At 39.1% G+C, this 11,218-nt stretch carries 13 protein-coding genes and 2 pseudogenes; 13 read left to right on the forward strand and 2 right to left on the reverse strand.

Going from position 1 to position 11,218, the window contains the following annotated elements:
* Positions 1–11 precede the first annotated feature (11 nt).
* From I4641_RS00695 to I4641_RS00720, 6 genes are all read left to right on the forward strand, one after another.
* The gene (locus I4641_RS00695) at positions 12–743 is read left to right on the forward strand and encodes a rubrerythrin family protein (RefSeq protein WP_229638496.1); all 732 of its coding nucleotides are present in this window, start codon (positions 12–14) and stop codon (positions 741–743) included.
* 140 nt (positions 744–883) lie between these two features.
* Entirely contained in the window at positions 884–1,324 is a 441-nt protein-coding gene (locus I4641_RS00700; protein ID WP_229638497.1) for a QcrA and Rieske domain-containing protein, read from the forward strand.
* A 152-nt stretch (positions 1,325–1,476) separates the two neighbouring features.
* A complete protein-coding gene (locus tag I4641_RS00705) occupies positions 1,477–2,175 on the forward strand; it encodes a rubrerythrin family protein (RefSeq protein ID WP_229638498.1) in 699 nt (232 codons plus the stop codon).
* Positions 2,176–2,221: 46 nt separating this feature from the next.
* The gene (locus I4641_RS00710) at positions 2,222–2,404 is read left to right on the forward strand and encodes a hypothetical protein (RefSeq protein WP_229638499.1); all 183 of its coding nucleotides are present in this window, start codon (positions 2,222–2,224) and stop codon (positions 2,402–2,404) included.
* A gap of 48 nt (positions 2,405–2,452) precedes the next feature.
* Entirely contained in the window at positions 2,453–2,746 is a 294-nt protein-coding gene (locus tag I4641_RS00715) for a PepSY domain-containing protein (RefSeq protein ID WP_229638500.1), read from the forward strand.
* A 40-nt stretch (positions 2,747–2,786) separates the two neighbouring features.
* Positions 2,787–3,032, forward strand: a complete 246-nt coding sequence (locus I4641_RS00720) for a hypothetical protein (protein ID WP_229638501.1) — start codon at positions 2,787–2,789, stop codon at positions 3,030–3,032.
* A gap of 221 nt (positions 3,033–3,253) precedes the next feature.
* Here I4641_RS00720 and I4641_RS24045 read toward each other — a convergent pair.
* Positions 3,254–3,376 (reverse strand): annotated as a pseudogene (locus I4641_RS24045) (IS5/IS1182 family transposase); the annotation flags it as partial.
* An 85-nt stretch (positions 3,377–3,461) separates the two neighbouring features.
* Positions 3,462–3,671 (reverse strand): annotated as a pseudogene (locus I4641_RS00730) (helix-turn-helix domain-containing protein); the annotation flags it as partial.
* A 111-nt stretch (positions 3,672–3,782) separates the two neighbouring features.
* Between I4641_RS00730 and I4641_RS00735 the strand changes: the two are divergent.
* The 7 genes from I4641_RS00735 (at position 3,783) to I4641_RS00765 (ending at position 11,082) form a co-directional block, all read left to right on the forward strand.
* Positions 3,783–3,995 (forward strand): NAD-dependent epimerase/dehydratase family protein, encoded by a 213-nt coding sequence (locus I4641_RS00735; protein WP_229638502.1) that lies wholly within the window; start codon positions 3,783–3,785, stop codon positions 3,993–3,995.
* 58 nt (positions 3,996–4,053) lie between these two features.
* Complete coding sequence (locus tag I4641_RS00740; RefSeq protein ID WP_229638503.1) at positions 4,054–4,536, forward strand: cupin domain-containing protein; 483 nt, start codon at positions 4,054–4,056, stop codon at positions 4,534–4,536.
* A gap of 4 nt (positions 4,537–4,540) precedes the next feature.
* A complete protein-coding gene (locus tag I4641_RS00745; protein ID WP_229638504.1) occupies positions 4,541–5,479 on the forward strand; it encodes a VOC family protein in 939 nt (312 codons plus the stop codon).
* A gap of 32 nt (positions 5,480–5,511) precedes the next feature.
* Positions 5,512–6,408 carry an SMP-30/gluconolactonase/LRE family protein gene (locus I4641_RS00750; protein WP_229638505.1) on the forward strand — a complete coding sequence of 299 codons (897 nt, stop codon included), beginning with the start codon at positions 5,512–5,514 and terminating at the stop codon, positions 6,406–6,408.
* A gap of 51 nt (positions 6,409–6,459) precedes the next feature.
* On the forward strand, positions 6,460–6,624 hold the full coding sequence (locus tag I4641_RS00755) for a DoxX family protein (protein WP_229638506.1): 165 nt from the start codon (positions 6,460–6,462) through the stop codon (positions 6,622–6,624).
* Positions 6,625–6,667: 43 nt separating this feature from the next.
* Entirely contained in the window at positions 6,668–8,233 is a 1,566-nt protein-coding gene (locus tag I4641_RS00760; RefSeq protein WP_229638507.1) for a GMC oxidoreductase, read from the forward strand.
* 194 nt (positions 8,234–8,427) lie between these two features.
* Positions 8,428–11,082 (forward strand): MGH1-like glycoside hydrolase domain-containing protein, encoded by a 2,655-nt coding sequence (locus I4641_RS00765; RefSeq protein ID WP_229638508.1) that lies wholly within the window; start codon positions 8,428–8,430, stop codon positions 11,080–11,082.
* Positions 11,083–11,218 lie beyond the last annotated feature (136 nt).

Genomic DNA, 11,218 nt, shown 5'->3' on the forward strand with positions numbered 1-11,218 from the left:
GACTTAATGACATGACTCGTTATTCAAATTTTGGTTTAACAGGAAAAAAAGCTGGAAAATGGTCAATTATTACCAGTCTAGCAGCGATCGCCCTAGTAGGATGCAGCCAAGCTCAACTTCCAGAAGCTAAAGTCGAACCTGCAAAATCTTCTAAAGCAACTTTAGTTTCAGCTAAACAAAATTCTCAAACCTTAGAAAATCTTCAGAAAGCTTACAATGGCGAATCTAACGCTCATGTAATGTATTTAGCCTTTGCCAACAAAGCCGAAGCAGAAGGTTATCAAGATGTAGCCAATCTCTTCAAAGCTGTAGCTCGTGCAGAAGAAATTCACCGCGATAATCATGCCCAGGTAATCACAGATATGGGTGCAACACCTGAAAATAACATTACTACTCCCCAAGTTAATTCCACTGCCGATAATTTAGATAAATCGATGGGAGGAAACTTGAGTAACGCAATTAAAGGAGAATCCTACGAACGGGATTCGATGTATCCCGAATTTATCGAACAAGCCAAAGCAGAAAATAATGCCCCAGCGTTAAAGACTTTTGAACTTGCTTTAGCAGCAGAAACTCAACACGCTGACCTTTTTTCCCAAGTAAGAGAGGACTTAGATAACCGAAGAGAAGCCAGCAATAGTTATTTTGTTTGTACCGTATCTGGTGAAACCTTCGATCACCAACCCGAAGCTGAAGCTTGCCCATCAAATCCTAATGGAGAAAGTCTAGAACAGATAATTTAAAGTCTGCCTAAATATTTTGTCACTCGAATCAAAGTTATATTGGGGAACGATTCTAGCTCGATTTAACAGCATTGTTCCCCAATCAATTAAATCCATTGCTGTCGGAAAATTTTGCTCATCTTATCAGAAGGTTTTATTAAATGAAACGTCGAGAATTTACCAGTTTTGTAAGCGTAGGAGTAGGAATGAGTATGCTACCAGGAGTCTTGACTGCTTGTGATGCTCAAACCAAGAACAAGACTCCTGCTGAGACTACTATCCCTGGAAGTGGTTTTGAAAAAGTTGGCAGCGTTAGTCAATTAGAGCAAACAGGGCAAATTTTCAATGAAGAATTAACTAATGGAACGGCTTTAGTCATTAAAGATCCTACCGACGCTAAAAAATTGATTGCCGTTAATCCTACCTGTCCCCATGCAGGGTGTGCCGTGACCTGGGAATCAGACCAACAGAAATTTCTTTGTCCTTGTCACGATTCTGAATTTGGTAGTAGTGGAGAAGTATTAGAAGGACCAGCTACAGAACCTTTAGCCAGCTATGAGGTCAAGGTAGAAGGAGACTCAATTTTAGTTAAAACCACCTAGATTTAATTACAAACACCTAACAAGATTTTTTTGCCTACCCTCATTTCTACCTCATTCTTTTTATAAGATTTGAGTCATAGCTAAGTTGCATAACTAATCTAACTAGTTACAAGTTGTGGTTATCAAAATTAAATTTGAGGAAGTTACTAATTATGACTGAGGACTCAAGGTCTGATTCTATTATCGAAAAAACTGGAATATGGACAGTTATCACCAGTTTAATAGTTCTGTTTTTGGTATATTTCAGCCGCTCCCGACCTCCAGAAGTCAAAGTAGAAGAGTCTTTGAAGGGTAAAGTTTCTCCCACCTTGGATAACCTGCAAAAAGCCTACGATTCTGAAGCAAATTCTCATGTTCTGTATTTGAACTTTGCTGAGAAAGCTCGTGAGGAGGGTTACAAGGACGTGGCTCTTCTATTTCAAACTTTAGCTGATGCCGAAAAAATTCATCGAGATAATCATAAACGAGTAATTGAAGCAATGGGAGCAACACCAGAAAAAATTATGATTGTTCCTCAAGTCGCTTCTAATATTGATGGGGAAGTTGATTCTACTACTAATAATTTATCTAAATTAATTCGACGCGATTTGAGAAGTTCAGTTAATGGAGAATCTGCCGAACAGCAAATGTATGCTCAATTTATCAAGCAAGCTAAATTAGACAACAACTCAGCAGCTTTAAAAACATTTAAAACGGCTTTAGTTGCAGAACATAAACACTCCCAAATTCTAGATCGAGTCAAGGGCAACTTGAATGATTGGAAATTAGCCGACCATCAATTGTATGTATGTCAGCTTACTGGCGAGACATTTGATAGTCATCCAGGGCTTGAAGCTTGCTCGCCAAAATAACTTACATAATTCACAATAGAAGTCCAATTAATATCCAGAAATTATTATGAACAATTCTCAAAAAACAACGACAAAAGCGATCGCCTTATTTCTTTCTTTAGGTATGATGTCCTCTCTTGCAGGCTGTGAGATTGGTGGTACTGGCGGAGAAGGCGGTGAAGATGGAACAGCAACCGAACAGACTACTCCCAGCCAAGATGAAGGTGGTGAAGGCGGTGAAGGCAGTTAAACTACTCTATTATTAAACTCAATGCTCCCACTGTGGGCTTATTAAATTATGAAGATCAAAGCAGCAAAAATACGTCAATGGCATCGCTGGCTTGCTCCAATTATGCTACTTCCTATTTTATTAACTACAATTACGGGAATTATTTATCAAATTGCCGAACTAGGGGGTTTTGTTAACCAGGTTCGTTGGGCAATTCACTGGCATAAAGGTGACTTTGGCTACATCGACTTTCAAAGAAGTTTTCCTTTTCTCAATGGAATTGGACTATTGTTTTTAACGGTAACGGGTATTTCCATGTGGTGGAAGACTCGACGAGTTTCTAGAAGCAACTCTAAAATTTAATCCTAATAAATTTATTACCCTATTACTTCTTTGATGAAACATGAAAGCCGAATCAGTAATCGAAATACTCCAAACCAATCCCCAATCTTGGCGAATTGCTTTTCAAAATAGCGAATCTATTGTTTTTGCTTGGGGTGATTATCGTTTTACCAGACTTAGTGATCGCTTTAACTGTGTCATGATGCTGAATAGCAAATACGATCGGGTCAAGATTAATTGGGCAGTAGACGATCCTATGATTGATAAATTTTATGCAGGTTTAATTCGTCAACATTTAAGAGGCTGAAGAAGTAGAAAATATTAGAACTCTTGCAAAAATATTTTGTGGTAGGATAATAAGTTATCTTTCTTTCAATTTTTGCCAATTGCAATAGTAAGAATTGAGCGATTGTTTCGATTAAGTTCTACAGAGCGATCGCTGGCGAATAAAGTTGGCAGCAAAAATTATTTCAGTTATCAATTAATTACTGAAGTTGATCGATCAATTTATTTTAAAAATCCAATTTATCAGGCTAATTCTCGATTATAAATTCCCGCAATCAAATTAATTCTTAAGCCAAATCTTCGATGACGATTGCGATAGGGATAAGATAAAATTTTAAAGATTTTTCAACGACGATTAACGTGTTCAAACTGTAGACTCAGAAATTTTCCAACTTTGAGGCGCACGTAAGCTTGAATGCATTCAAGCTGTCCGCCGTCGCCTGCTTGCAGCAATATGATAGTAAGTTCGGTATTCCCTCCAGTATTGCAGTGTTATTAAAACTTGATTTTCAATAATTAATTTAGCTGGGCGACCAGGTTTTTTCTGATATTTTGCTTGGTCTTTTAGCAATCTAATCATTAATCGACAAGTTTTCTTTTCAATTCCATAGAGTCGCTTAAATTTTTGGGGAGAAAGTTTACGAGCTTGCCAATATTTCATTCTCAATCAAAAAAAGTCAACCTTTAATTTTACCATTAAAAACTTTTGCAAGAGTTCTAATGCCTAATAGCGATCGCGGTTAGAAGATTTTTCTTAAAAAGGATTAAAAACATGACAGACAAAATAACAGTATTGGTATTAGGTTCGACGGGAATGTTAGGGGCAAAAATTGTTAAAGCTTTACTCGATAAAGGTGAAGCGGAAGTTAGAGCGATGATTCGTCCGAATAGTTATGACAAAACCCGCCAAGATGGCTTTGATATGGCAGTTTTAACCTGGGTAATTTTTCTTAAATTTTTAACAGGATCGCGTTTTTTTGTCTAGTGATTAATTGTTATAAAGATAGCAGCATCATAAGTAAGCTTCAACAAATAAAAACACTATGACTAAGGCACATCAAAATAATTCCAATCCACCAAAATTTAGTTATTGGCACGTTTGGACAGATGATCAAGGAGTTAGTCATCAAACTCAATGCGAGCTAACCAATTTCCAACAAGAAAGTATGAGTAATAACACTGCGCCCCAGTGGAACAACCGTTTGCTAACTGCTGAGTCTAAAATTATCTTTGCCGAATTGCCTGTTGACTGGGTGGGAGAATGGCACGAAAATCCTCAACCTCAATGGATAATACCCTTGTCGGGTAAATGGTTTGTCGAAACTATGGATGGTCAAAGGGTTGAAATGGGCGTGGGAGAAGTATCTTTTGGCGCAGATCAAAATACTAAACCTAATGCAGAAGGTCTTCAAGGGCATCTTTCAGGTACGGTGGGGGATGAACCCTGTAGGATGATGATTGTCCAACTAGAAGGCGATCGCTGGATAGGTTTGAAACCTGGAGATTTATCGGCAGTAGGGAGTTAACATAATGGAAATCGATAAAATTAGCTCGATTGCTTTGACGGTATCGGATCTTAATCGCTCTACTAATTTTTATACTCAAGCTTTGGGTTGTAAAATCATTAGTGATTTTACTTTTGATGAATCTAGTTATCGTAAATTGGCTTTGATTCCCCCTACTAAAGTTCGCTTGGTTACTTTGCAGCTTGGAGAAGAATTAATTGAATTAGTTCAGTATCTCGATTTAGAAGCAAAACCGATGCCGACTGATTCAAAAAGTAACGATCTTTGGTTTCAACACTTGGCAATTGTAGTCAGAGATATGGATCTTGCTTATAAACACCTGCAAAATTTTGCCATTGAATCAATTTCTACTAAACCGCAAACTATACCCGATGATAATCCGATGGCTGGAGGAGTTAGAGCCTTTAAATTTAGAGATGAAGATCGCCACGCTTTGGAGTTGATTTGGTTTCCTGAAGATAAGGGAAAAGCTAAATGGCAACAGAATACCGACGAGCTATTTTTGGGGATCGATCACAGTGCAATCTCCATAGCTGACACTGAAGAAAGTCTGGAATTTTACCGCAATCTATTGGGTCTAGAAGTTGAGGACAGTAATCTAAACCAGGGTAAGGTACAAGGCGATCTAGACGGTTTACCTGGAGCAGAAGTTTGGGTGACTCCTTTGCAGCCAGTTAAATCTAGTATCGGAGTAGAATTTTTAGATTATATTAAGCCTGAAACTGGTCGTCCTATACCCAAAGATTGGCAAATTAATGACCTTGGGCAGATGCATTTGGTTATGGAAGTTGCCAATATTGAGTCAAGCTGGGAAAAGCTGCAAAAACGAAGTATAGAAATTATTTCGCCTAATATCCTAGAGTTTCCTGGGTCTTATCGCTACAACCAAGGATACCTAATTAAAGACCCTAATGGACACTTATTGTTATTAGTTTCTCTATAGTGTTGATCGATCTTGTGAAAAACATAACTACTATGTCAAATCTAATTGCTATTTTTGACCAACGAATGTACTCAATAATTGACCCCAATGCCAATTTAGAAAAGCTAGTGGGAGGTGCCAAGCATACTGAAGGAGCAGTATATGTTCCTGAAGATGATAGCGTTATTTTTAGCGACGTAAGTGGCGATCGCTTGTTGCGTTGGAATGCAGTAGATGGTGTTAGCCTGATCCACGAATTATCTTACTATTACCACAACGGCAATTATCTAGATTTAGAAGGACGTTTGGTTAGTTGTTCTCATGGCAAACGGGCAATTATGCGCCGAGAACACAGTGGTGAATGGGTAATTTTAGGCGATCGCTATCAAAATAATCGTTTTAATAGTCCCAACGATCTAGTAGTTAAAAGCGACGGTACAATTTGGTTTACCGATCCTCCTTTTGGATTGACTCAACCGAGTGAAGGATGTGGCGGACAACAGGAACAAGCGGGTAGTTTTGTTTATCGTTTCGATCCTGAAACAGGAGAAATAGATGCGGTAATCAAAGAGATGGAACGACCTAACGGACTTGCTTTTAGCCCTGATGAGAGTATTTTATATGTCTCTGACACTTCTCAAGTTAATTATCCTCAAGGACATCACTATATTCGCGCTTACGATTTGGTGAATGAAAAACAGGTGAATACTAATCACAGTCGAGTATTTGCGGTCATCGAACCAGGGCAACCCGATGGCTTTAGGGTAGATCGGCAGGGCAATATTTTTACCAGTTCAGCCGATAGTGTACAGGTATACGACTCTGAAGGCATCTGTTTGGGTAAAATTTTTGTGCCTGAAGTTGTGGCAAATCTTACTTTTGGAGGCAAAGACGGCAAGCTTTTGTTTATTGCAGCAGGAAGTTCTTTGTATGCGATCAATTTGAAGTAGGAAGTAGGAAGTATTAATGATGCTAGATATATTAGAATCGATTTTAAGTTTATGGCGATCGATCCCTATCTTATTCCTGAAGGAGAGTATGAAGGTGCGGACGGTAAGGGAGAACCACCCAGTCAAGAAAAGGCATTTATTTTTATTTTGATGTTAATTGTCTTGCTGGTTTTCGGTGCGGGAGGGTTTTCGGTTGATGCTTGGCTTTTCGGATGAAGTAGCAAGTAGGAAATTAATCATTATTTATTACTGAGGAGTCATGACAAACAACAGCGAGCATTACGATCTAATTATTATTGGTACGGGGGCGGGAGGAGGAACGGTACTTCACCAACTTGCTCCAACGGGTAAGAAAATCCTGATTTTAGAAAGAGGAGAGTTTTTACCCAGAGAGAAGGAAAATTGGAGTCCGAAAGAAGTGTATCAAGATCAGCGTTACTATACTAAAGAAGATTGGTGCGATCGCACTGGTAAAGTACTTCATCCTCAAACCTGTTATTGGGTAGGTGGGAATACAAAAGTATATGGTGCTGCCTTATTACCAATGCGGGAGCGAGATTTTGAAGCGGTAGAACATAAAAAGGGAATTTCTCCAGCCTGGGAACTTAAGTATCAAGATTTTGCCCCTTATTACGCCCAAGCAGAAAAGTTGTTTAATGTTCATGGTAAAAAAGGACAAGACCCTAGCGAACCCGAACGAGAAGAATATCCTTATCCTCCCGTAGGTCACGAACCAGAAATGCAGGAAATAGTTGATCATCTTCAGCAGCTTGGCTACTCTCCTTTCAATCTTCCTCTGGGACTCAAACTCAATGAAGTAGATAAAACCCTATCTCAATGTATTCGCTGCGATACCTGCGATGGTTTTCCCTGTTTAGTAAATGGCAAAGCCGATGCAGAAGTAAACTGTATTAATCCAACTCGGCAATACGATAACGTAACTTTAATCACTGGGGCAAAGGTAACAAAATTACATACCAGTACATCAGGGAAGGAGGTGACTAGGGTTGAAGCGGAGATAGAGTGCAAATATCGGCTTTTTTCGGCAAATATTGTCGTAATTACCTGTGGAGCAATTAATTCAGCTGCTTTACTGTTACGTTCGGCTAATGACTCTCATCCAAATGGACTAGCCAATAGTTCCGATCAAGTAGGACGTAACTTCATGAAACATTTATCTACTACTATCGTGGCATTAAACGATCGCCCGAACAATGCTACCTACCAAAAAACTATTGGAATTAATGACTTTTATTGGGGAGAGGAGGATTTTCCCTATCCTATGGGAATGGTACAAAATACGGGAAACGTCAAAGCGGCGATGATTCCTCCCGAAGCACCTCCCTTGCTTGCTCCCTTTGTTAGATTTGCGCCCGAAAAGGCTTTAGAAATAACTGCTAAACACTCTACTGGCTGGTGGTTACAGACGGAGGATTTGCCAGATCCTAATAATCGAGTCCGTTGGGCTAAAGATCGAGTATGTGTAGACTATACCGCCAATAATCTTGAAGCTCGCGATCGCTTAATTAACCGTTGGACAGAGATACTAAAGACAATGGACAAAACTACCAAGCACGTAATCCCCTTTGGTATTTATCCCCGTAACTATATGCCTTTATCGGCGGTAGGACATCAATGCGGAACTTGTCGTTTTGGAGAAGATGCCACAACTTCTGTACTAGATCTTAACTGTCGTACCCATGACGTAGAGAATTTATACATTGTTGATAGCAGCTTTTTTCCTTCCAATTCAGGAGTCAACCCAACTTTAACTATCATTGCCAATGCTATTCGAGTTGCCGATCATCTCAAGCAACATCTTTAAAGCATCACGGACCTGAAATTAAAGTTAAGGCAAGAATCTACAAGTTTGAGCAATATTATGCAAGAGATCTAATGATTTTAATTTAAATCTAATTCTAGTGCTTTGACATACATTATTTAGATTTAAAAGAAACACCTGGGCTAAATCAAATGTCGTGTAAGCTGCAAGTATTTAAGTTAGAGGGAGCCAAAATAATGACTGCTGAAGCCAAAAGACTACAGGAAAATAGAGACCGACAAGCATACTGGAGTCGGTGGGGGTGCTATATCTCAGAAAGACAGTGGGGGACAGTCAGAGAGGACTACAGCCCAGATGGTTCAGCTTGGGATTATTTTCCCCATAGTCAATCATTATCTCGCGCTTATCGATGGGGAGAGGACGGCATTGCAGGTATCTGCGATAATCATCAGCGTCTTTGTTTTGCCCTGGCTTTTTGGAACGAGAAAGATCCGATTATTAAAGAGAAGATGTTTGGCTTGACTGGTTCTCAAGGTAATCATGGAGAGGATGTCAAGGAGTATTATTTTTATCTTGATAATACACCGACTCATTCTTATATGAAGTATCTCTATAAATATCCCCAAAGTGAATATCCTTATGCTGATTTAGTTGAGGAGAATCAAAGACGCGGTAAACACGAACCCGAATACGAATTATTAGATACGGGGATTTTTGAAGGCGATAAGTATTTTGATATTTTTATTGAATACGCTAAAAACACTGATGAAGATATTTTAATTAAAGTTACGGCACACAATCGCGGTAAGGAGGAAAAGCCATTACACATATTACCTACTCTTTGGTTTCGCAATACTTGGTCTTGGTTTGACGATGCAGCCAAACCAAAATTAAAGGTTTATAACCAGAATGATAACTACAGTATTATTGAAGCCGATCATCCTAGTTTGGGAAAACGTTGGCTCTATTGTAATAATTCTAGTGAATTGTTATTTACAGAAAACGAAACCAATAATGAATTACTATTTGGACAAGAAAATGCCTCTCCCTATGTCAAAGATGGAATCAATAATTATGTTGTAAATAATATTAAAAATGCTGTAAACCCAAACAAAATAGGAACTAAGTTTGCATCTCATTATCAGCTATCAATACTCCCAGGGGAAAGTCAGACTATTGAATTAAGACTCAGCAATTTAGATTCAATAGAAAATCCTTTCGCTGACTTTGAGGTTATTTTTCAGCAGAGAAAACAAGAAGCAGATGAATTTTACAACTGGGTTAATTCCCGCGAAATGTCTGAAGATCGACGTAACGTACAACGTCAAGCTTTTGCAGGAATGTTATGGAGCAAGCAGTTTTATTATTATATAGTGGAAGATTGGTTAAAGGGCGATTCTGGAACTATAACTCCTCCAAAATCTCGTAAAAATGGCAGAAACTCAGAATGGAAGCATTTATTTAACGATGATATTATCTCGATGCCCGATAAATGGGAATATCCTTGGTATGCTGCTTGGGATTTAGCCTTTCATTTGATACCTCTGGCTATTCTCGATCCTGACTATGCCAAGCAACAGCTTTCTCGTCTGACGAGGGAATGGTATATGCACCCCAATGGACAAATACCAGCCTATGAATGGGCATTTAGCGATGTCAATCCCCCCGTAGAAGCCTGGGCAGCGTGGCAAATATACACCTTAGAAGAAAAGTTTTGGGGACGCAAAGATCGGGATTTTCTAGAGCGTATTTTCCAAAAGCTATTGCTTAACTTTACTTGGTGGGTAAACCGCGAAGATGCTGCGGGTAAAAATGTATTTGAAGGAGGATTTCTGGGCTTAGATAATATTGGCATATTCGATCGCTCTAGCGAACTACCCACTGGCGGACATTTAGAACAGGCAGACGCTACAAGCTGGATGGCAATGTATAGTTTGGGAATGCTGCATATAGCCCTGGAATTAGCCCAAGAACGACCACCCTACGAAGACGTAGCCAGCAAGTTTTTTGAACACTTTCTTTATATTGCCGATGCGATGAACAGTATTGGCGAGGGTTTTTCTCTGTGGGATGATGAGGATGGATTTTATTATGATGCGATTAATTTCCCCGATGGGAGTAGATCGTTATTAAAAGTGCGATCGCTCGTGGGTTTAATTCCTTTATTAGGAGTTAATGTTCTCGAACCAGAAACTATTGCCAAACTGCCTGGATTTAAAAAGCGTCTGGAATGGTTTATCGAGAATCGTCCCGATCTCAAGAAAAATGTTGCCTGCATGGTAACTGAAGGGATGAGTGCCAAAAGACTGTTAGCGTTGTGTTATGCTACAGAACGCAACGACGGCAAACCTAACAAGCTACAAAGATTACTCGCTTATATGCTAGATGAAGCTGAGTTTTTGAGTCCCCATGGTATTCGTTCGGTGTCTAAATATCATCAAGATAATCCTTTTGTGATGCACGTCAACGGTAATGAGTATGGGGTAGATTATCAGCCAGCCGAATCAACTTCAGGGATGTTTGGTGGTAATTCTAATTGGCGAGGACCAATTTGGTTTCCGATTAATTATTTATTGCTAGAAGGCTTACAGAACTTCTATGAATATTTAGGAGATGATTTTGTAGTCGAGTTTCCCACAGGTTCGGGTGATTATAAAAATCTTAAGGAAATTATTATCGAACTATCTAACCGCATGATCGAGATTTTCTTACGAGATGATCGGGGGAAACGTCCTGTATTTGCCGACCTAGATAAGTTTCAAAACGATCCTTACTGGCGCGACTATATTCAATTCTACGAATATTTTCATGGTGATCATGGTGCAGGGTTAGGGGCATCACATCAGACAGGCTGGACAGGAGTTGTGGCTTATATGATTCAGTTAGCTTGATTGGCGATCGCAATTATAAATAAATATTACTCTAGTCAAAGCAACATTAGACAAAGATCGAGCAAGAATAGAGTAGCTCTAAACTAGGGTGTTGATTTTGAGGTTGATTAACAGATAAAATGTCATATGAGTTCTC

Source organism: Waterburya agarophytonicola KI4, from assembly GCF_020640915.1.
Taxonomy (GTDB): Bacteria; Cyanobacteriota; Cyanobacteriia; order Cyanobacteriales; family Xenococcaceae; genus Waterburya; species Waterburya agarophytonicola.

What these genes read in the sequence shown, in the direction of transcription:
- I4641_RS00720 (WP_229638501.1), top strand. Translation starts at nt 2,787, where the DNA reads ATGAAAGCCGAATCAGTAATCGAAATACTCCAAACCAATCCCCAATCT.
- I4641_RS00715 (WP_229638500.1), top strand. Translation starts at nt 2,453, where the DNA reads ATGAAGATCAAAGCAGCAAAAATACGTCAATGGCATCGCTGGCTTGCT.
- I4641_RS00755 (WP_229638506.1), top strand. Translation starts at nt 6,460, where the DNA reads ATGGCGATCGATCCCTATCTTATTCCTGAAGGAGAGTATGAAGGTGCG.
- I4641_RS00735 (WP_229638502.1), top strand. Translation starts at nt 3,783, where the DNA reads ATGACAGACAAAATAACAGTATTGGTATTAGGTTCGACGGGAATGTTA.
- I4641_RS00705 (WP_229638498.1), top strand. Translation starts at nt 1,477, where the DNA reads ATGACTGAGGACTCAAGGTCTGATTCTATTATCGAAAAAACTGGAATA.
- I4641_RS00710 (WP_229638499.1), top strand. Translation starts at nt 2,222, where the DNA reads ATGAACAATTCTCAAAAAACAACGACAAAAGCGATCGCCTTATTTCTT.
- I4641_RS00700 (WP_229638497.1), top strand. Translation starts at nt 884, where the DNA reads ATGAAACGTCGAGAATTTACCAGTTTTGTAAGCGTAGGAGTAGGAATG.
- I4641_RS00765 (WP_229638508.1), top strand. Translation starts at nt 8,428, where the DNA reads ATGACTGCTGAAGCCAAAAGACTACAGGAAAATAGAGACCGACAAGCA.
- I4641_RS00750 (WP_229638505.1), top strand. Translation starts at nt 5,512, where the DNA reads ATGTCAAATCTAATTGCTATTTTTGACCAACGAATGTACTCAATAATT.
- I4641_RS00695 (WP_229638496.1), top strand. Translation starts at nt 12, where the DNA reads ATGACTCGTTATTCAAATTTTGGTTTAACAGGAAAAAAAGCTGGAAAA.
- I4641_RS00760 (WP_229638507.1), top strand. Translation starts at nt 6,668, where the DNA reads ATGACAAACAACAGCGAGCATTACGATCTAATTATTATTGGTACGGGG.
- I4641_RS00740 (WP_229638503.1), top strand. Translation starts at nt 4,054, where the DNA reads ATGACTAAGGCACATCAAAATAATTCCAATCCACCAAAATTTAGTTAT.
- I4641_RS00745 (WP_229638504.1), top strand. Translation starts at nt 4,541, where the DNA reads ATGGAAATCGATAAAATTAGCTCGATTGCTTTGACGGTATCGGATCTT.